General features: G+C 74.5%; 2 protein-coding genes. Both read left to right on the top strand.

Going from position 1 to position 22,942, the window contains the following annotated elements; all coding sequences use genetic code 11:
* Window position 1 precedes the first annotated feature (1 nt).
* Window positions 2-12,604: a non-ribosomal peptide synthetase gene (locus BOQ63_RS15300; RefSeq protein ID WP_150475916.1), complete on the top strand. Its 12,603-nt coding sequence runs from the start codon at window positions 2-4 to the stop codon at window positions 12,602-12,604.
* On the top strand, window positions 12,601-22,875 hold the full coding sequence (locus BOQ63_RS15295) for a non-ribosomal peptide synthetase (RefSeq protein ID WP_150475915.1): 10,275 nt from the start codon (window positions 12,601-12,603) through the stop codon (window positions 22,873-22,875). Before BOQ63_RS15300 ends, BOQ63_RS15295 begins: the two co-directional genes overlap by 4 nt.
* Window positions 22,876-22,942: the final 67 nt, after the last annotated feature.

Below are 22,942 nucleotides of genomic sequence, written 5' to 3'. Positions count from 1 at the left end.
CGTGGCACGCCCCACCCGAACGGTCGACGACATCCTGCCGCTGTCCCCGCTCCAGAGCGGCCTGCTCTTCCACAGCGTCTACGACGAGTCGACACCGGACGTCTACACCGTCCAGTCGACCTTCCACCTGGCGGGCCCGCTGGACGCGGCCCGGGCCCGCCGGGCCGCCGAGGCGCTGCTGACCCGCCACGCGAGCCTGCGGGTCGCCTTCCGGCAGCGCGCGAACGGCGAGTGGGCCCAGGTGGTCGCGGCTCGCTTCACCCTGCCGTGGACGGAGGAGGACCTGTCCGGCCTCGGCGCCGAGCAGGCCGGGCGACGGGTCCGCGAGCTGGTGCTGGAGGACCGCGAGCGCCGCTTCGACATCGGCCGCCCGCCGCTGATCCGCTTCACCCTGGTGCGGCTCGGCGCGCTCGACCACCGGCTGGTGCTGACCGTCCACCACACCGTGCTGGACGGCTGGTCGCTGCCGACCCTGCTCAAGGAGTTCCACCTGCTCTACACCTCGGACGCCGACCTCGGGCAGCTGCCGCCGGTCGTGCCGTACCGCAGGTATCTGGAGTGGGTCGCCGCGCAGGACGCCGAGGCGACCCGTGCCGCCTGGGACGGCATGCTGGACGGGCTCGCCGCGCCCACCCGGGTCGGTGCCGCAGACCACGTCCCGCAGGACCCGGGCCGCCACGAGTTCGGGCTCTCCGAGGAGGCGACCCGGGCGCTCACCGCGCGTGCCCGGGAGGCCGGGGTGACGGTCAACACCGTGGTCCAGGCCGCCTGGTCGCTGGTGCTGGCGGGGATCACCGGCCGCGACGACGTCGTGTTCGGCGTGACGGTCAACGGGCGTCCGGCCGAGCTGCCCGGCATCGAGTCGATGGTCGGCCTGTTCATCAACACCCTGCCGTTGCGGGTGCGACTGCGCCCGGAGGAGACCGCCGGGGAACTGCTGGAGCGGGTGCACCTCGGCCAGACCGGGCTGATGGCGCACCAGCACGTGGGCCTGCAGGAGGTGCAGCACCGCGCCGGGCTCGGACCGCTCTTCGACACCTCGGTGGTGTTCGAGAACTTCCCGTTCGACCAGGCGCCCGAGGTCACCCCGGAGACCGACCGGGTCCAGGTGGTCGGCGCGGAGAGCCACTCCGCCAACCACTTCCCGCTCAGCCTGGTCGGCATGCCGCAGGAGCAGCTGCGCTTCAAGCTCTTCCACCAGCGCGAGCTGTTCGACCAGGAGGCCGTCGAGGCCGTCGCCAGGCGCTTCCTGCGCGCACTCGACGCCCTGGTGCGGCGGCCGGAACTGCCCGTGGGCCGGATCGACCTGCTGCTGCCGGCCGAGCGCGAGCAGGTGACCGGCTGGGCGAGGGGCCCGGTCGGCGCGATCGAGCGCACCAGCCTGCCCGAGCTGTTCACTGCGCAGGCCCAGCGCACCCCCGGGGCGACCGCGGTGCTGGCCGACGACGGATCGCTGAGCTACCGCGAACTCGACGCCAGGTCGAGCTTCCTGGCCCGGGAGCTGATCTCCCGCGGAGCCGGCCCGGGCCGGTACGTCGCGGTGATCCTGCCGCGGGGGCTGGACCTGGTGGTCGCCCTGCTCGGCGTCGCCAAGTCCGGCGCCGCGTACGAGCCGATCGACCCGGCCCACCCGGCTGAGCGGATCGCCGCCGTGCTCGCCGAAAGTGCCCCCATGCTCGTCCTCGCCGAGCCCGGCACCGCGCTCGACGGACACCAGACGCTGACCGTGAACGAGGGTGAGGCGCCCTCGTTCACGGCCGTCCCGCACCCGCACGACCCGGCCTACGTCATCTTCACCTCCGGCTCCACCGGCCGCTCCAAGGGCGTGGTGGTCGAGCACCGCTCCGTCGGCGCCTACCTGAGCCGAGGCCGCGCGGTCTACCCGGACGCGGCCGGTCTCGTCCTCGCGCACTCCTCGGTCGCCTTCGACCTCACCGTCACCGGCCTGTTCACCCCGCTGGTCTCCGGCGGTACCGTGCACGTGGCCGAACTGCCCGACGCCGTCGGCGGTCCCCGGCCGACCTTCCTCAAGGGCACCCCGAGCCACCTGGAACTGCTCGACGCCCTGTCCGCCGAGGTCTCGCCCTCCGGCACGCTCGTGCTGGGCGGCGAGGCGCTGCGCGGCGAGGCCGTCCGGGCCTGGCGCCAGGCGAACCCGCAGGCCCTGGTGATCAACGCGTACGGCCCCACCGAGGCGACCGTCAATTGCCTGGAGCACCGGGTCGAGCCGGGTGCCGAGCTGCCGGACGGCCCGGTGCCGGTCGGCCGTCCATTCGCCAACACCCGCAGCTACGTGCTGGACGCCGCGCTGCGTCCGGTCGCCCCCGGCGTCACCGGCGAGCTGTATGTGGCCGGCGTGGTGCTGGCTCGCGGCTACGCCGACCGTCCCGGCCTGACCGCCGAGCGCTTCCTCGCCGACCCGTACGGCTCCCCCGGCGAGCGGATGTACCGCACCGGTGACCTCGCCCGCTGGCGCCTCGACGGCAACCTGGAGTACGCCGGGCGGGCCGACGACCAGATCAAGCTGCGCGGTTTCCGCATCGAGCCCGGCGAGATCGAGTCCGCGGCCGCCCGCTTCCCGGGCGTCGCCCGGGCCGTGGTGGTGCTGCGCGAGGACCGCCTCGGCGACCAGCGGCTGGTCGCCTACGTCACGCCGGAGGACGTCGACCGGGAGGGCTTGCGCGCCCACCTCGCCGCCGCCCTGCCCGAATACATGGTCCCGGCGGCCACCGTCGCACTCGCCGCCATGCCGCTGACCCCCAACGGCAAGGTGGACCGCAAGGCGCTGCCCGCCCCTGACGAGGCCCCGGACGGCCTCGCCGTGCACCGGGCGCCCCGCGACCCGCGTGAGGAACTGGTCGGGGAGCTGTTCGCGGGCGTCCTCGGCCGGCCCTCGGTCGGCCCGGACGACAACTTCTTCGAGCTCGGCGGGCACTCGCTGCTCGCCATCCGGCTGGTCAGCCGGCTGCGCACGGCCCTCGGCATCGAGGTGGCGGTGCGCCGACTGTTCGAGAACCCGACCCCGGCCGCCCTGGTCCGGGTACTGGACTCCGCCGGGGCCGGCCGGGCGCCGCTGCGCGCCGCTCAGGAGCGGCCCGAGCGGATCCCGCTCTCCTACGCCCAACAGCGGCTCTGGTTCCTGCACCGGCTGGAGGGGCCGAACCCGGTCTACAACCTGGTCTCCTCGCTGCGGCTGGACGGCCCGCTCGACCGGGAGGCACTGGCTGCCGCGTACGCCGACGTGGTCGCCCGACACGAGAGCCTGCGCACGGTCGTCGCCGAGGACGACGAGGGCGCCCACCAGGTGCTGCTGGCCGCGACCGCTCCCGAGCTGATGGTGTCCCGCTGCAGCGAGGAGCGGCTGGACGCCGAACTCGCCGAGCAGGCCCGCCACCCCTTCGACCTCGCCACCGAACCCCCCGTCCGGCTCCACCTGTTCGAGCTGGCCGAGGACCGGCACGAACTGGTCGTGGTGCTGCACCACATCGCGGGCGACGGCTGGTCCACCCCGCTGCTCACCCGCGACCTCACCCGCGCCTACACCGCCCGGGCCGCGGGACGGGCCCCGTCCTGGAAGGAACTTCCCGTCCAGTACGCCGACTTCGCGATCTGGCAGCGCGAGGTCCTGGGCTCCGAGGACGACCCGGAGTCCCTGGCGGCCCGCCAACTCGCCTTCTGGACCGAGACGCTCGCCGACCTGCCCGAGGAACTCGACCTGCCGGTCGACCGGCCGCGTCCGGCCGTGGCCTCCTACCGGGGCGCGAACACCGGCCTGGAGATCCCGGCCGACCTGCACGCGGCGGTCGCGGACCTTGCCCGCAGCGCCAACGTGACCGTCTTCATGGTGGTGCAGGCCGCCCTCGCGGTGACCCTCTCCCGGCTCGGCGCGGGCGAGGACATCCCGCTCGGCACCCCGATCGCGGGGCGCCTCGACGAGGCCCTGGACGACCTGGTCGGCGGCTTCATCAACACCCTGGTGCTGCGCACCGACCTGTCCGGCGACCCGACCTTCACCGAGCTGCTGCAGCGCGTCCGGGAGACCGACCTCGCTGCCTACGCCCACCAGGACCTGCCCTTCGAGCGACTGGTCGAGGTACTCAACCCGGCCCGTTCACTGGCCCGTTCGCCGCTGTTCCAGACCCTGCTGGCGTTCAACAACAACAGCGCCGACGGCGCCGAGGAGGCCATCGCCCGGCTGCGCGGGCTCACCGTCAGCACCCGCGGCGTGGGCAGCGGCGCGGCCAAGTTCGACCTCGCCTTCAACCTGCGCGAGCGCTCGGCGGAGGACGGCACCGCCGCCGGCATGTCCGGCATCCTGGAGTACGCCACCGACCTCTTCGACCCGGCCACCGCCGAGCGGCTGGTGGAGCGCTTCATCGCGGTCCTCGGCCGCCTGGTCGCCGAACCCGGCCGCGCGGTCGGCGCCGTCGACGTGCTGCTCGACGGCGAGCACGCCACCGTCCTCGACGAGTGGAACGCCACCTCCCGGCCCGCCCAGGACCGCTGGTTCCTGGACCGCTTCGAGCGGCAGGCCGCCGAACGGCCCGGGGCGCCCGCCTTGGAGACCGACGACACCACCCTGAGCTACGCCGAGCTCAACGCGCGGGCCAACGCCCTCGCCGGGCTGCTGCGCTCCCGGGGCGCCGCCCCCGAGCGCTTCGTGGCCGTGCTGCTGCCGCGCGGCGCCGACCTGCTGGTCACCCTGCTCGCGGTGCTGAAGTCCGGCGCCGCCTACCTGCCGCTCGACCCGGAGTTCCCCGCCGACCGGCTCGCCCGGATGCTTGCCGAGGCGGCCCCCGCCGTCCTGGTCACCACCGACGGGCTGCGGCCGGACCTGCCCGCCGACGGCCCGGCCACCGTCCTGGTCGACCGGACGGACCTGGACGGCCTGCCGGACGGCGACCCGGCCGAGCGCGCCGCGGGCGCCACCCCCGCGTACGTCATCTACACCTCCGGCTCGACCGGCGCCCCCAAGGGCGTCGTCGTCCGCCGCTCCGCCCTGGACAACTTCCTGGTCGCCATGGCCGCGCGCTGCCCGCTGGCCCCCGGGGACCGGCTGCTCGCGGTCACCACGGTCGGCTTCGACATCGCCGGCCTGGAGCTCTACCTGCCGCTGGCCGCCGGCGCCACGGTGGTCCTCGCCTCCCGCGACACCGTCCGCGACCCCGACGCGCTGCGCGCCGCCCTCACCGGACGGTCCGTCACCGTCATGCAGGCCACCCCCACCCTCTGGCAGGCGGTCGTCGGCCACGACCCGGAGGTCCTGGCCGGGCTGCGGGTCCTGGTCGGCGGCGAGGCCCTGCCGCCCGCCCTCGCCACCACCCTCGCGGCTGGCGCGTCCTCGGTGCTCAACGTCTACGGCCCGACCGAGACCACCATCTGGTCCACCGCCGCCCCGGTCGGCCCGCGCGCCCCGCACATCGGCCGGCCGATCGACAACACTCGCGCCTACGTCCTGGACGCCGCGTTGCGCCCGGTACCGGCCGGCGTCGCGGGCGACCTGTACCTGGCCGGCGACGGCCTGGCGCGCGGCTACCTGGCCCGGCCCGCCCTGACCGCGGAGCGCTTCGTCGCCGACCCGTACGGGCCGCGCGGCACCCTGATGTACCGCACCGGCGACCTCGCCCGGTGGAGCGCCGACGGTGAGCTGTCGTTCGTCGGACGCAGCGACCACCAGGTCAAGCTGCGCGGCTTCCGGATCGAGATCGGCGAGATCGAGTCGGTGCTCGCCACCCACCCGCAGGTCGGCGCGGCCGCGGTGGGGGTGCGCACCGGCGCCTCCGGCGAGCCGGGCCTGGTCGCCTGGACCACCGGCACCGCCACCGCCGCCGCCCTGCGGGCCCACCTCGGCCGGGTCCTGCCCGACTACATGGTGCCCTCGGTGTTCGTCGCGCGGGACGCCCTGCCGCTGACGCCCAACGGCAAGCTCGACCGCAAGGCCCTGCCGGAGCCGCCCGAGCAGCGGGAGACCGGCGGACGGCTGCCGCGCTCGCCGCAGGAGGAGATCCTCTGCGGGCTGTTCGCGGAGATCCTCGACCGGCCGCGGATCTTCATCGACGACGACTTCTTCGTCAGCGGCGGGCACTCGCTCGCCGCGATGCGTCTGGTCAGCCGGATCCGCTCGGTTCTGGACATCGACCTGCCGATCGGCCGGCTGTTCGAGTCGCCGACAGTCGCCGCCCTGGCGGCCCACCTGGACGCGAGCGGCGCCAAGCGCGCCCCGCTGGCCGCCGGGCCCCGGCCGGAACGGCTTCCCGCCTCCTTCGCCCAGCAACGACTCTGGTTCCTCAACCAGTTCGAGGGCCGGGACAGCGCCACCTACAACGTGCCGGTCGCCCTGCGGCTCACCGGCGCGCTGGACCTCGACGCCCTGCGGGCCGCCCTGGCCGACGTGGTGGAGCGGCACGAGACCCTGCGCACCGTCTTCGCCGAGGACGCCGAGGGCCCGTACCAGCGGATCCTGCCCCCGCTCGCCCCGGTGCTGACCGTCGAGGAGGCGGCCGGCGAGGAGGCGGACGCCCGGCTCGTCGAAGCGGCCCGCGCCGGCTTCGACCTCGCGCGGGAGATCCCGCTGCGGGCCCACCTGTTCGCCCGCTCATCGCGCGAGCACGCGCTGCTGCTGGTCATGCACCACATCGCCGGTGACGGCGGCTGGTCGATGCCGCTGCTGGTCAAGGACCTCGCCGCCGCCTACGCGGCCCGCAGCACCGGCGCCGCCCCGGCCTGGCATCCGCTCGCCGTCCAGTACGCCGACTACACGCTCTGGCAGCAGGAGGTGCTCGGCTCCACCGAGGACCCGTCCAGCGAACTCGCCCGCCAGCTCGACCACTGGCGCGCCACGCTGGCCGACCTGCCTGGGGAGCTCGCGCTGCCCGTCGACCGCCCCCGCCCGGCCGTGCCGAGCCACCGCGGCGACGAACTGCGCTTCGAGATCCCCGCGGACCTGCACGGCGCGCTGGACGCGCTCGCGCAGCAGCACCGCGCCAGCCTCTTCATGGTGGTGCAGGCCGCCCTCGCGGTGACCCTCTCCCGGCTCGGCGCCGGCGATGACGTTCCGCTCGGCACGCCCAGCGCCGGCCGGACCAACGAGGCCCTGGAAGGCCTTATCGGATTCTTCGTCAACACCCTAATCCTGCGCACCGATCTCTCCGGCGACCCCTCCTTCGCCGAGGTCGTGGCCCGCGCCCGGGAGACCGCCCTCGGCGCCTACGCGCACCAGGACGTCCCGTTCGAGCGGCTGGTCGAGGAGCTCAACCCGGAGCGTGTCCCGGCCCGTCACCCGCTCTTCCAGACCATGGTCACCTGGAACAACGCCGGGCACCTGGAGGCCGCCGGGCAGAGCGCCGTGCAGCTGCCCGACCTGGAGCTGAGTGTCGCGGACGTCTCCACCGGCGTGGCCACCTTCGACCTGCTGCTCGCCTTCGCCGACCTGCGGGCCGAGCGCGGCGCCCCGGCCGGGCTGGCCGTCCGGCTGGAGTACAGCACCGACCTGTTTGAACGGGCCACCGCCCAGCGGCTCGCCGACTCCCTGGTCCGGGTGCTGCGGGCCGTCGTCGCCGACGCCGACCGGCCGGTGCACCGCATTGACCTGCTCGACGAGGCCGAGCGGGCCCGGCAGTCGGCCGAACTCACCGGTCCCGCGGTGCCGCTCGACCCGCGCCCGCTCGCCGAGCGCTTCGCCGCGCGGGCGGCCGCCACCCCGGAGGCCGTCGCGGTCGCCGAGGCCGGGCGCCGGCTGAGCTACCGCGAGCTGGACGTGGCCGCCACCGCCCTGGCCGGCGAACTGGCCGCGCTGGGTGCCGCCCCGGAGCGGTTCGTCGCGGTTGCCCTGCCACGCGGGGTCGACCTGGTGGTCACCCTGCTCGCCGTGCTGCGCACCGGCGCGGCCTACGTCCCGCTCGACCCGTACTACCCGGCGGAGCGGCTCGCCTTCATGCTGGGCGACACCGCGCCCGAGGTCCTGGTGACCACCGGCGAACTGCTGGCCGGGCTGCCATCGACCGAGGCGCGGACCTTGCTGCTCGACCAGGAGCGCCCGCCGGCGCCCGCCGCGCCCGAGCCCCGGATCCTGCCCGACCACCCGGCCTACGTGATCTACAGCTCCGGCTCCACCGGCCGGCCCAAGGGCATCGTGCTGCCCGGCCGCACCCTGGCCAACCTGCTCTCCTGGCACGAGCGGGCGGTGCCCGGGCCGGTCGGCACGGTGGTCGCGCAGTTCACCGCGGTCGGCTTCGACGTCTCCGTGCAGGAGATGCTCGCCGCCCTGCTCGGCGGCAAGACGCTCGCCGTCTGCCCCGAGGAGGTCCGCCGCGACCCGCGCGAACTCGCCCGCTGGCTGCGGGACGAGGGCGTCGGCGAGCTGTACGCGCCGAACCTGGTCGTCGACGGCGTGCTGGAGGCCGTCCGGGAGGACGGCATCGAGCTGTCCGCGCTGCGCCACATCGTGCAGGCCGGTGAGGCGCTCACGCTCGGCGCGGCGGTGCGCGCCCACCACGCCGCTACCGGGACCAGGCTGCACAACCACTATGGCCCGGCCGAGACCCATGTGGTGACCGGCCACGAGCTGCCCGCCGACCCGGCCGACTGGCCGCGGACCCCGCCGATCGGACGCCCGATCAGCAACACCGCCGGCTACCTCCTGGACGCCGGCCTGCTCCCGGTCCCGACCGGCGTGACCGGCGAGCTCTACCTGACCGGCGCCGGCCTGGCCCGCGGCTACCTCGGCCGTCCCGAGCTCACCGCGGAGCGCTTCGTCGCCGACCCGTTCGGCGCGCCCGGCGCGCGGATGTACCGCACCGGCGACCTGGTCCGGCGGACCGAACAGGGCGAGCTGGTCTACGTCGGGCGCTCCGACGACCAGGTCAAGCTGCGCGGCTTCCGGATCGAGCTCGGCGAGGTCGAGGCGGCGCTCGCGCGGATCCCCGGCCTGCAGCGCTGCGCCGCGGTGGTCCGCGAGGACGAGCCGGGGGACAAGCGGCTGGTCGCGTACGTCGTCCCGGCGCTCGGCGAGACGGCCGACCCGGAGGCGCTGCGCGCCGCCCTGGCGACCGAACTGCCCGACTACATGGTGCCGTCCGCCCTGGTGCCACTGGATGCCCTGCCGCTGACCGCCAACGGCAAGCTGGACCGGCGCGCCCTGCCGGAGCCCGCCGCCCGGACGGTGCCCGCCGGGCGGGCCGCGCGCTCGCCGCAGGAGGAGATCCTCTGCGGGTTGTTCGCCGAGGTGCTGCGACTGGCCGCGGTCGGCATCGACGACGACTTCTTCGCGCTCGGCGGACACTCGCTGCTCGCCACCAGGCTGGTCGGCCGGATCCGCTCGACCCTCGGCGTGGAGATCGGCGTCCGTCAGCTCTTCGAGACCCCGACCGTCGCCCGGCTCGCCGCCGTGCTGGGGCAGGCGGCCGGCGCCCGCGGGGCCGTCCGGCCGATGTCCCGGCCCGACCGCATCCCGCTCTCCTTCGCCCAGCAGCGGCTCTGGTTCCTGCACCGGATGGAGGGGCCGAGCGCCACCTACAACCTCGCCAGCGCCCTGCGGATCAGCGGCGCGCTGGACGTGGCCGCGCTGCGGGCCGCGCTGGCCGATGTGGTGGAGCGCCACGAGAGCCTGCGCACCGTCTTCGCCGAGGACACCGAGGGTGCCTACCAGGTCGTCCTGGACGACCCCCGGCCCGAGCTCGACGTGGTGCCCTGCGCCCCCGAGGAGCTGGCCGAGCGGATCGCGGAGGCGACGGCCCACGGCTTCGACCTCGCCGAGGAGATGCCGCTGCGCGCCACCCTCTTCGAACTCGGCCCGGACGAGCACGCCTTGCTCGTCGTGCTGCACCACATCGCCGGTGACGGCTGGTCGGTTCCGGTGCTGGTGCGGGACGTGGCGGTGGCGTTCGGTGCCCGGGTGGGTGGCGCGGTGCCGCGGTGGGAGGCGCTGCCGGTGCAGTACGCGGACTTCGCGCTCTGGCAGCGGGAGCTGCTGGCGGAGGGCGAAGGCTCCGAGTTGGGGAGGCAGTTGGGCTTCTGGCAGTCGGCTCTGGCGGGTGTGCCGGAGGAGTTGGTGCTGCCGTGGGACCGCTCGCGTCCGGTGGTGCCGTCCTATCGGGGTGGTCGGGTGCCGTTGGTGGTGCCGGGGGAGGTGCACGCGGGGCTGGTGGAGCTGGCGGCGCGCTGCCGGGTGAGTGTGTTCATGGTGGTGCAGGCGGCGGTGGCCGTGCTGTTGCATCGGCTCGGTGGTGGCGACGACATTCCGGTGGGTTCGCCGGTGGCGGGTCGTACCGATGACGCGTTGGACGGGCTGGTGGGGTTCTTCGTGAACACGCTGGTGCTGCGTACGGACGTGTCGGGTGATCCGAGCTTCGTGGAGTTGCTGGAGCGGGTGCGGGAGTGGGACCTGGCGGCGTTCGCGCACCAGGACGTGCCCTTCGAGCGGGTCGTCGAGGCCGTGAATCCGGCCCGGTCGATGGTCCGCCACCCGCTGTTCCAGACCATGCTGATGTGGGACAACACCCCGGTCGGCGAGGGCGCCACCGTCCCGCTGGGCGGGCTGACCGCCCGGCTGCTGCCCGCCCCGGCCGGCGGCGCCAAGTTCGACCTCACCTTCAACCTCTCCGAGCAGCGCGCCGCCGGCGGGGTGCCCGCGGGCGTGGTCGGTGCGTTGGAGTTCGCGGAGGATTTGTTCGATCGGTCGACGGTGGAGCGGTTCGCGCTGTGGTTCACGGGTCTGTTGGAGCAGGTGGTGGCGGATCCGTCGGTGCGGGTCGGTGGGGTGCGGCTGTTGTCGGAGGCGGAGTCGCGGGAGCTGGTGGCCGCGGGGGCCGGTGCGTCGGTGGTGGTGCCGCGGGGTGACCTGCCGCGGTGGTTCGCCCGGGCGGCGCGGGAGCGCCCGGGGGAGGTCGCGGTGGAGGCCGCGGACGGTTCGGTGACCTTCGGGGAGCTGGATGAGCGGGTGAACCGGTTGGCGTGGGCGCTGCGTGGGCGTGGCGTCGGTGCGGAGTCCTTCGTGGCGGTGGTGCTGCCGCGTTCGGTGGAGTTGGTGGTGGCGTTGCTGGCGGTGGCGCGGGCGGGTGCGGCCTATGTGCCGGTGGATCCGGCGCATCCGGTGGAGCGGATCGGTTTCGTTCTGGAGGATGCCGCTCCGGTGCTGCTGTTGACGGACCGTACGGCGGATCCGGCGGTGGCCGTGGATGTGGCCCGGTTGTATCTGGACGAGGCGGACCTGTCCGTCGAGCCGGTCTCGGACGCGACGGTCGCGGTGCCGGGTTCCGGTGCGGCGTACATGATCTACACCTCGGGTTCCACCGGCCGCCCCAAGGGCGTCGTCGTGACCCGCGAGGCGGTGGCCAACTTCCTGCACGACATGGCCGGCCGCTGCGACCTCGGCGCGGGCGACCAGGTCGTCGCCGTCACCACGGTCGCCTTCGATATCGCCCTACTGGAGCTGTTCCTGCCGCTGGTCACCGGCGCCACCACCGTCGTGGTACCGCCGGAGCTGGTCCGGGAGCCGGGCGCGCTCGCCGCACTGCTGCGCACCCGGCGTGAACGGCCCGGCACCCTGCTGATGCAGGCCACCCCCGGGCTCTGGCGCTCGCTGCTGGACGCCGACGCCACCGCCGTCCAGGGGGTGCGGGCGCTGGTCGGCGGCGAGGCGCTGCCGCGTGACCTCGCCGACGCGCTGGCCGGCGCGGCGGAGTCGGTGCGCAACATGTACGGCCCGACCGAGACCACGGTCTGGTCCACCAGCTCTCCCGTCCGGGCCGGCAGGCTGCCGGACATCGGCACCGCGGTGGCCAATACCTCGGTGTATGTGCTGGACAGTGGGTTGCGTCCGGTGCCGGTGGGGGTGCCGGGGGAGTTGTACGTGGCCGGTGCCGGTGTGGCGCGGGGCTACCACGCCCGGCCGGGGCTGACGGGGGAGCGGTTCACCGCCGATCCGTTCGGCCCGGCGGGCGCCCGGATGTACCGCACGGGTGACCTGGTGCGGTGGCGTGCGGACGGTCGGCTGGACTACCTCGGGCGGGTCGACGACCAGGTCAAGGTGCGCGGTTTCCGGATCGAGCTGGGCGAGGTGGAGTCCGCGCTGCTCGCGCACCCGGGTGTGGAGCGGGCCGTCGCGGCCGTCCGTGAGGACACGCCGGGTGACCGCAGGCTGGTCGGCTACGTGGTCGTGCGCCCCGGTACCGACATCGCGGACCTGCGGCCCTTCCTGTCGGGCTCATTGCCCGACTACATGGTGCCGGGTGTGATGGTCGAGCTGGAGTCCGTCCCGCTGACCGGCTCCGGGAAGGTGGACCGGCGGGCGCTGCCCGCCCCGGTGGTCGCCGGAGGCGGCGGCCGGGGCCCGCGCACCGAGCGCGAGGAGGTGCTCTGCGCGCTGTTCGCCGAGATCCTCGGCGTCGAACAGGTCGGCATCGACGACGACTTCTTCGACCTCGGCGGCCACTCCATGCTCGCCGGCCGGATCGTCGGCCGGGTCAGGGAGCGGCTCGGCCTCGACCTCAGCGTCCGCGCGCTCTTCAGCCACCCGACGGTGGCCCAGCTCGACGCCCATCTCGACGACGCCGACCGCGCCGCGGCCCCGGCCCGCCCGGTTCTGCGCAGGAGGAACGCCCGATGATCCCCTTGTCCTTCGCCCAGCAGCGGTTCTGGTTCCTCCACCAGCTCGACGGGCCCTCGCCGGTGTGGAACATCCCGACCGTGCTCCGGCTCACCGGGGCCCTGGACCGCTCCGCGCTGCGGGCGGCGCTGGCCGACCTGGTGGAACGGCACGAGACCCTGCGCACCGTCTTCGCCCCGGTCGACGGGGACGGGGAGGCCGCGGAGCAGATCCTCCTGCCCCCGACCGCCGTGCCCGAGCCGCTCACGGTGCGGGCCACCGAGGAGCAACTGCCCGCCCTGGTGGCCGAGGCCCAGCGCCACGCCTTCGACCTGCGGGCCGAACCCCAGCTGCGGGTCACCCTGTTCGAGCTCGGCGAGCAGGAGCACGTCCTGCTGCTGCTCCAGCACCACGTCAACGGCGACGGCTGGTCCCGGCCGGTCCTGGTGCGCGACCTGCTGGGCGCGTACGCGAACCGGGTGCGCGGCGAGGCTCCCGCCGTGGAGCCGCTGCCCGTCCAGTACGCCGACTACGCGCTCTGGCAGCGCGACCTGCTCGGCAGCGAGGACGACCCGGACAGCTTCGTTTCCCGCCAGCTGAAGTACTGGACGACCGTGCTCGACGGCTCGCCCGAGGAGCTGTCGCTGCCGACCGACCGTCCGCGCCCGGCCACCTCCTCGCACCGGGGCACGACCGTGCCGATCGTCGTGCCCCAGCCGGTCCGTGAGGGCCTGGAGGCGCTCGCCCGCCGCCACCGGACCAGCCTGTTCACCGTGGTCCAGGCCGCCGTCGCCACCCTGCTGCACCGGCTCGGCGCGGGGGACGACATCCCTATCGGCACCCCGGTCGGTGGTCGGGCCGACCAGGCGCTGGAGGGCCTGGTCGGACTGTTCGTCAACACCTTGGTGCTACGCAACGACCTGTCCGGCGGCCCGAGCGCCGAGGAACTGGTCGCCCGTAGCCGGGACCTCGTGCTGGCGGCCCAGGACCATCAGGACCTGCCGTTCGAACGCCTGGTGGAGGCACTCAACCCGACCCGCTCGATGGCCCGCAACCCGCTGTTCCAGACCCTGCTGACCTGGAACAGCCTCGACCGGCGGGACGTCGGCGAGGCGGTGGCGGACCTGCCAGGGCTGCGGGTGGCCGGCTACTCGACCGAGAGCGGCTTCGCCCGCTTCGACCTCTCCTTCAGCATCGAGGAGCGCGGCGACGCGCGGCAGCGCCCGGACGGTCTCGGCGGCGCGCTCACGGTGGCCGACGACCTCTTCAACCCCGCGACCGCCGCCCTGCTTGTGGAGCGCTTCCAGCGCGTCCTCGCCGCCTTCGCGACCCGGCCCGAGGCACCCGTCGAGCAGATCGACGTGCTGCTCGACGAGGAGCGCCGCAACGTCCTGGAGCGGTGGAACCTCACCGGCCGGGAGGTGCCGGAGGACCTGCTCGCCGCCTTCGACCGCTGGGTGCGCGAGACGCCCGACGCGCCGGCGTTGGCCGCCGGGGCCGACACCCTGACCTACCGTGAGCTGGCCGAGCGCTCGGCCCGGCTCGCCGGCCGGCTGGCGGCCGCCGGCGCCGGCCCCGGCCGGGTGGTGGCGGTCGCGCTGCCCCGGACCGCCGAGCTGCCGGTCACCCTGCTCGCGGTGCTGCGCACCGGCGCTGCCTACCTGCCGCTCGACACCGAGTACCCGGCCGACCGGATCGCCCACATGCTCGCCGACTGCGCTCCGGTGCTCGCCGTCGCCGGGCCCGACTTCACCGCGCCGAACGGCCTGCCCGTCCTCGCCCCCGACGCGGACGGTCCGGCCGTGGACGGCCCGGCCGCGGCACTGCCGGCGCCGGACGGCCGCCAGGCCGCGTACCTGATCTACACCTCGGGCTCCACCGGCCGCCCCAAGGGCGTGGTGGTTCCGCGCGCCGCCCTGGACAACATGCTGACCGGCTTCCGCGAGCTCGTGCCGCTGGGCCCGGGGGAGCGGCTGCTCGCCGTCACCACGGTCGGCTTCGACATCGCCGCCCTGGAGCTGTTCCTGCCGCTGTTCTGCGGCGCCACCACCGTGCTCGCCCCGCGCGAGCTGGTCCGCGACCCGCGGCGGCTGGCCGGGGAGATGCGCGGCGCCACGGTGATGCAGGCCACCCCGTCGCTCTGGCAGGCCGTGCTGGAGGAGGCGCCGGACGCGGCGGACGGCCTGACCGTGCTGGTCGGCGGCGAGGCGCTGCCGCGCGACCTCGCCGAGCGGCTGGGCCGCTCGGCCGAGGCGGTGCTCAACGTGTACGGGCCGACCGAGACCACCGTCTGGTCCACCGCCTGGCGGGTCGCGCCCGGCACCGCGCCGCTGATCGGCGCACCGATCGCCAACACCCGCGCCCAGGTCCTGGACGCCGGCCTGCGGCCGGTGCCGCCCGGCGTGCCCGGTGAGCTCTACCTGGCCGGGCACGGCGTCACCAGTGGCTACCACGGCCGTCCGGGGCTCACCGCAGAGCGCTTCGTCGCCGACCCGTACGGTGCCCCCGGCGCGCGGATGTACCGCACCGGCGACCTCGCCCGCTGGACCGCCGACGGCGAGCTGGAACACCTCGCCCGGGTCGACGACCAGGTCAAGCTGCGGGGTTTCCGGATCGAGCTCGGCGAGGTGGAGGCCGTGCTCACCCGGTACCTGGACCAGGGCCGCGCGGTCGTCACCGTGTACACCGACGAACGCGGTGAGCGCCGGTTGGTCGCCTACCTGGACGACCCGCTGGCCGACGTCGACGCGTTGCGCCGCCGGGCGGCCGAGCAGCTGCCGGAGTACATGGTCCCGGCAGCCTTCGTCCGGGTGGACGCCTTCCCGCTGACCCCCAACGGCAAGCTGGACCGCCGGGCCCTGCCCGCCCCGGACCTGACCGCCGCCGAGTTCCGCGCGCCCCGCACCCCGCGCGAGGAGTCGCTCGCCGCGGTGTTCGCGGAGGTGCTGCGGCTGCCCGCGGTCGGCATCGACGACGACTTCTTCGCGGTCGGCGGACACTCGCTGCTCGCCATGCGACTGATCTCCCGGATCCGCGATGAGTTCGCCATGGAGCTTCCGATCAGCGCGCTGTTCGAGGCGCCCACCGTCGAACGCCTGGCGGCCGCCATGGACGCCGCCGGCGGGGGCCGGGCCCGGATCACCGCCGGACCGCGCCCCGACCGCATCCCGCTCTCCTACGCCCAGCAGCGGCTGTGGATCATCGACCGGCTGGAGGGTCCCAACCCCGCCTACCACGTCCCGGTCGCCCTGCGGCTGGACGGTGCGCTGGACGTGGCCGCGCTGCGGGCCGCGCTGGCCGATGTGGTGGCGCGGCACGAGAGCCTGCGCACCGTCTTCGCCGAGGACGCCGAGGGCCCGTACCAGCGGATCCTGGACTCCGCCGAACCGGACCTGCCGGTGACCGCGGTGTCCGCGGCCGAGGTGACGGCCGCCACGGCCGCCGTGGTCCGCCGGTCCTTCGACCTGCGGAGCGAAATCCCGCTGCGGGCCGCGCTGTTGCGGGTCGGCCCGACCGAGCACGTGCTGGTCCTGGTCATGCACCACATCGCCGGTGACGGCGCCTGGTCGGTCCCGGTGCTGGTGCGGGACGTGGCGGTGGCGTTCGGTGCCCGGGTGGGTGGCGCGGCGCCGCGGTGGGAGGCGCTGCCGGTGCAGTACGCGGACTTCGCGCTCTGGCAGCGGGAGCTGCTGGCGGAGGGCGAAGGCTCCGAGTTGGGGAGGCAGTTGGGCTTCTGGCAGTCGGCTCTGGCGGGTGTGCCGGAGGAGTTGGTGCTGCCGTGGGACCGCTCGCGTCCGGTGGTGCCGTCCTACCGGGGCGGCCGGGTGCCGTTGGTGGTGCCGGGGGAGGTGCACGCGGGGCTGGTGGAGCTGGCGGCGCGCTGCCGGGTGAGTGTGTTCATGGTGGTGCAGGCGGCGGTGGCCGTGCTGTTGCATCGGCTCGGTGGTGGTGACGACATTCCGGTGGGTTCGCCGGTGGCGGGTCGTACCGATGACGCGTTGGACGGGCTGGTGGGGTTCTTCGTGAACACGCTGGTGCTGCGTACGGACGTGTCGGGTGATCCGAGCTTCGTGGAGTTGCTGGAGCGGGTGCGGGAGTGGGACCTGGCGGCGTTCGCGCACCAGGACGTGCCCTTTGAGCGGGTCGTCGAGGCCGTGAACCCCGCCCGCTCCACGGCCCGCCATCCGCTGTTCCAGACCATGCTCGCCCTCAACACCGTCGACCAGCAGGAACTGCTCGACCAGGCGCCGGAGTTGTCGGGGATCTCGGTGCGCACCGACGCGGTAGAGACCGGCGCGGTCATGGTCGACCTGCGCTTCTCGCTCGGCGAGTCCTTCCAGGGCCCCGACGGCCGGCCGTCCGGACTGGTCGGTGCGTTGGAGTTCGCGGAGGATTTGTTCGATTGGTCGACGGTGGAGCGGTTCGCGCTGTGGTTCACGGGTCTGTTGGAGCAGGTGGTGGCGGATCCGTCGGTGCGGGTCGGTGGGGTGCGGCTGTTGTCGGAGGCGGAGTCGCGGGAGCTGGTGGCCGCGGGGGCCGGTGCGTCGGTGGTGGTGCCGCGGGGTGATCTGCCGCGGTGGTTCGCCCGGGCGGCGCGGGAGCGCCCGGGGGAGGTCGCGGTGGAGGCCGCGGACGGTTCGGTGACCTTCGGGGAGCTGGATGAGCGGGTGAACCGGTTGGCGTGGGCGCTGCGTGGGCGTGGCGTCGGTGCGGAGTCCTTCGTGGCGGTGGTGCTGCCGCGTTCGGTGGAGTTGGTGGTGGCGTTGCTGGCGGTGGCGCGGGCGGGTGCGGCCTATGTGCCGGTCGACCCCACGCACCCGGTGGAGCGGATCGGCTTCGTCCTGGAGGACGCCGCTCCGGCGCTCGTGCTGACGGACCGCACCGTCGATCCGGCGGTGGCGGCGGAGGTGCCGCGGCTGTACCTGGACGAGGCGGACCTGTCCGTCGAGCCGGTCGCGGACGCGACGGTCGCGGTGCCGGGTTCCGGTGCGGCGTACATGATCTACACCTCGGGTTCCACCGGCCGCCCCAAGGGCGTCGTCGTGACCCGCTCCGGCCTGGCCAACACCGTCGCCGCGATGGCCGAACGCTTCGGCCTCGGCCCGGGGGACCGGCTGCTGTCGGTGACCACCATCGCCTTCGACATCGCCACCCTGGAGGTCTTCCTCCCGCTGGTCACCGGTGCGACCGTGGTCGTCGCACCTGCGGACACGGTGCGCGACCCGCTCGCGCTGGCCGCCCTGATGCGCGGGGAGCGGGCCGCGGCCCGCACCCTGATGGTCCAGGCCACGCCGAGCCACCTCCAGGCCGTGTTCGCCGACGACCCGGACGCCTTCGACGGCCTCTGCCTGCTGGTCGGCGGCGAGGCGCTGCGCACCGATCTGGCGACCGCGCTGACCGACCGGGCGCTGTCCCTGTCCAACGGCTACGGTCCGACCGAGGCCGCCATCTACTCGACCATGTCCTGGGTCTCCAGCGGAGCCACCCCGGACATCGGTACTGCGGTGGCCAATACCTCGGTGTATGTGCTGGACGGTGGGTTGCGTCCGGTGCCGGTGGGGGTGCCGGGGGAGTTGTACGTGGCCGGTGCCGGTGTGGCGCGGGGCTACCACGCCCGGCCGGGGCTGACGGCGCAGCGGTTCACCGTCGATCCGTTCGGTCCGGCGGGCGCCCGGATGTACCGCACGGGTGACCTGGTGCGGTGGCGTGCGGACGGTCGGCTGGACTACCTCGGGCGGGTCGACGACCAGGTCAAGGTGCGCGGTTTCCGGATCGAGCTGGGCGAGGTGGAGTCCGCGCTGCTCGCGCACCCGGGTGTGGAGCGGGCCGTCGCGGCCGTCCGTGAGGACACGCCGGGTGACCGCAGGCTGGTCGGCTACGTGGTCGTGCGCCCCGGTACCGACATCGCGGACCTGCGGCCCTTCCTGTCGGGCTCACTGCCCGACTACATGGTGCCGGGTGTGATGGTCGAGCTGGAGTCCGTCCCGCTGACCGGCTCCGGGAAGGTGGACCGGCGGGCGCTGCCCGCCCCCATGGTCGCCGGAGGCGGCGGCCGGGGCCCGCGCACCGAGCGCGAGGAGGTGCTCTGCGCGCTGTTCGCCGAGATCCTCGGCCTCGAACAGGTCGGTATCGACGACGACTTCTTCGACCTCGGCGGCCACTCCATGCTCGCCACCGCGCTGGTCAGCCGAATCAGGACCGTATTCCGCGCCGAGGTCGCCGTCCGGCAGCTGTTCGACGCGCCGACAGTCGCCGGGCTGACGGCCGCGCTGGAGGGGGCCGGCCGGGCCCGCCCCGCGCTTCCGGTGGGCGGACGGCCGGGGCGGATCCCGCTCTCCTTCGCCCAGCAGCGGCTCTGGTTCCTCCACCAGCTCGACGGCCCCTCGCCGGTCTACACCATCCCGACCGCGTTGCGGCTCACCGGAGAGGTCGACGTGGCCGCGCTGGACGCCGCCCTTCAGGACCTTGCCGCCCGGCACGAGATCCTGCGCACCGTCATCGCCGCCGACGAGGAGGGCGCCCACCAGGTGGTGCGCTCCGACGCCAGGGTGCCGCTCACCGTGGCGCCCACCGCGGACCTGGGCCGGGACGTCGCCGAAGCGGTGCGGCAACCCTTCGACCTGGAGGCCGAAATCCCGGTCCGCGCCTGGCTCTTCCAGCCCGGCGATGACGAGCACGTGGTCGTCCTGCTGATCCACCACATCGCCGGGGACGGCTGGTCGCTGCGGCTGGTCGCCCACGACCTGGTCGAGGCCTACCGGGCGCGAACCGCCGGCCGTGCGCCCGACTGGGTGCCGCTGTCCGTCCAGTACGCCGACTTCACGCTCTGGCAGCGCGACCTGCTCGGCAGCGAGGACGATCCGAACAGCCTGATCAGCCGGCAGATCGACTACTGGAAAGAGGAGTTGGCGGATCTCCCGGAGGACCTTCCGCTGCCTGCCAGGCGCCGACGTCCCGATCTCCTCTCGAACCGGGGCGAGACCATCCCCTTCGACATCCCGGCCGAGCTGCATGCCCGGATCCGCGAGCTTGCGGTCGCCCACCACGCCACCCCGTTCATGGTGATCCAGGCGGCCCTGGCGGTCGTGTTGCGCGCCATGGGGGCCGGTGACGACATCCCCGTCGGTACCGTGGTCGCCGGGCGTACCGATGAGGCGCTCGCGCCGCTGGTTGGCTTCTTCGTCAACTCCCTGGTCCTGCGCACCGACCTGTCCGGCGCGCCGAGCTTCGCCGAGTTGCTGGAGCGGGTGCGCGAGCGCGATCTCGCCGCGTACGAGAACCAGGACCTGCCATTCGAACGATTGGTCGAGGCTCTCAACCCCGCTCGGTCCCGCGCGCGCCACCCGCTCTTCCAGGTCGAGATCGTCTGGGAGGATCAGCGGGCGGACACGGTCGGCGCCACCGCCGTGGACGGCCTACGGCTCGCCGAGGAGCGCCCGGAGACCGGGACGGCACGGCTCGATCTGTCCTTCTCGCTGTTCGGCCGCCGTGACGCGGACGGTCGGCCCTCCGGCATCGCCGGCCGCCTGCTCCACAGCACCGACGCCTACGACCGGGCGGCCGCCCGGCGGATCGTCGGCCAGTTGCTCACCGTCCTCGCCGACGCGGTCGAGCGTCCGGACGTCGTCGTGGACGAGCTGCGCACGGCTGATCCGCAGCAGGCGGCCGAGTCGCTGCTGGCCGGCCGCGGACCGCGCCGCGACCTGGCCGACCGCGGCCTCGCCGAGCAGTTCGAGGCGCGGGCCGCCGCCACCCCGGAGGCCGTCGCCGTGCTCGCAGGCCCCACCGCCATGAGCTACCGCGAACTGGACCAGCGCGCCGAGGACCTGGCCGCGCGGCTCCGGGCGGCCGGCGCCGGACCGGAGCGCTATGCGGCCGTCCTGCTGCCGCGCGGGGCGGACCTGGTGGTCGCGCTCGTGGCGATCCTCAAGTCCGGGGCCGCGTACGTGCCGCTGGACACCGCGCTGCCGCCGGAGCGCGTCGCCGTCATGCTGGCGGACCTCGACCCGGCGGTGGTCGTCACCGACGCCACCCTGCGGGCCGGCTTGCCGGCCCGCGCCGCGCGAGTGCTCGACATCGCGCGGCCGGACGAGGCCGAGGCCGCCCCGGTGCCCGAACGGCGGCGCCCCTCGGCACAGCACCCCGCGTACGTCATCTACACCTCCGGCTCCACCGGCCGCCCCAAGGGCATCGTGATGACCACCCTGGCCCTGCGGAACCTCCTGGACTGGCACCGCCGGGCCCTACCCGCGGCCGGCCCGCGCCGGCTCGCCCAGTTCTCCGCCGTCGGCTTCGACGTGTCGGTCCAGGAACTGCTGGCGGCCCTGCTGCACGGCGACACCCTGGTGGTCTGCCCGGAGGACGTCCGACGCGATCCGGTCGCGCTCTCCGCCTGGCTGGCCGAGCACCGGATCGAGGAACTGCTCGCCCCGAACCTGGTCCTGGACGCGGTGTTCGAGGCGGCGGCCGAGCAGGGGGACGACCTGTCCGCGCTGCGCACCGTTGCCCAGGCCGGGGAGGCGCTCGACCCGAGCGAGGCCGTCCGCTCCTTCTTCGCCGCTCACCCGCAGGCCCGGTTGCACAACCACTACGGCCCGGCCGAGACCCACGTCGTCTCGGCGTGGACGCTGCCCGAGGCGGTGAACCAGTGGCCGGAGAGCGCGCCGATCGGCCGTCCACTCGACAACACGAGCCTGCGCGTGCTGGACGCCCGACTGCGCCCGGTGGTCCCCGAAGACGCGGGCGAGCTGTACGTCGGCGGGGCCGCCCTGGCCCGCGGCTACCACGCCCGGCCCGGCCTGACAGCCGAGCGCTTCGTCGCCGACCCGTACGGTCCGGCTGGTGCCCGGATGTACCGCACCGGGGACCTCGCCCGATGGAACGGACAGGGCGAACTGGAGTATCTCGGCCGGGTCGACGACCAGGTGAAGATCCGCGGCCAGCGGGTCGAACTCGGCGAGGTCCGGCACGCGCTGGCGGCCGGAGCCGGGGTGACAGCCGCCGCCGCTCTGGTCCGAGAGGACGCACCGGGGGACCAGCGGCTGGTCGGCTACGTCGTGGTCGAGCCCGGCGCCGCCTACGACCCGGCAGCCGAACGTGAACGGCTGCGCCGGACCCTGCCGGACCACCTGGTGCCGTCGGCCGTCGTCCGCCTGGAGCGGCTGCCCCTCACCGGCACCGGCAAGCTGGACCGCCGGGCCCTGCCCGCCCCGGTCCACGACACGGACCGGCCTCGCCGCGCGCCGCGCGGTGCGCAGGAGGAGATCATCTGCGGACTGTTCGCCGAGGTGCTGAAGCTCCCGGCCGTCGGTGTGGACGACGGCTTCTTCGAGTACGGCGGTCATTCGATGCTCGCGGCGGCCCTGGTCACCCGGGTCCGGGCGGTGCTGGGCGCGCCGATGACGGTGCGGATGCTGTTCGACGCGTCGACCCCGGCCGCGCTCGCGGACCTGCTCGCCGAGCACGCGCGCAGCGGGGAGGCGGCGAACGGGGGCGGTGGCACCATGCGCCACCTGCTGCCGCTGCGCACCCGCGGCACCCGCCCGCCGCTGTTCTGCATCCATCCGGCCTCCGGTGCCGCCTGGTGCTACGCCGCGCTGCTCAGCCACCTCGACCCCGGTCAGCCGGTCTACGGTCTGCAGGCCCACGGCCTGGCGGACGCGCACGGCCGCCCGGCCGATGTCGAGGAGATGGCGGAGCGGTACGCCCGGACGATCCGCGAGACCCGGCCCGAGGGGCCCTACCGGCTGCTCGGCTGGTCCTTCGGCGGCCACGTCGCGCACGCGGTCGCCGCCCGGCTGGAGCGCGAGGGCGCCACCGTCGAGCTGCTGGCTGTCCTGGACGCTCACCCGGAGGCCCCGGACAGCGCGCCGCCCACCCGGGAGGAGGTGATCGCGGCGCAGATGCGTTCGGTCGGCTTCGACTTCGACTCGGAGGCGATCGCCCGCGGCGAGTTGCCCGTCGAGCAGTACCTGGCCTTCCTGCGCCGGGAGAACCCCTCGGTGCTGGACCTCGGGGACGCCGAACTCGTGCGGATGATCGACACCTTCGTGGACAACGTCCGGATGATGCGGGCGCACCGCCCAGCGGTGTTCGGCGGCGACCTTCTGTTCGTCTCCTCCGCCGCCAGCACGGCGGCCGGCGTCACTCCCGCAGCGTGGCGGCCGTACGTGCGCGGAGGCATCGTCGAGCACCGGGTGGCCGTGGAGCACGAGCGGATGCTCATCGAGCCGGAGTCGGTCGCCTTGATCGGCGAGACGCTGAGCGCGGCCGACCGGGACGGGCGGCGATGACAGCGCGCGGCGGGCGTCCGCGGCGAATGAAGGCGGGGCATAGGAATGCTGTAGAGCCTCGGTCGAG

The sequence above is a fragment of the Streptomyces viridifaciens genome (genome assembly GCF_001888885.2).
In the GTDB taxonomy this organism is placed as follows: Bacteria; Actinomycetota; Actinomycetes; order Streptomycetales; family Streptomycetaceae; genus Kitasatospora; species Kitasatospora aureofaciens.
Note: the sequence above shows the minus strand (reverse complement) of the source record. Positions and strands in the feature narration are given on the sequence as shown.

Coding starts and splice junctions, on each gene's coding strand:
- BOQ63_RS15295 (WP_150475915.1), top strand. CDS start 12,601: ATGATCCCCTTGTCCTTCGCCCAGCAGCGGTTCTGGTTCCTCCACCAG.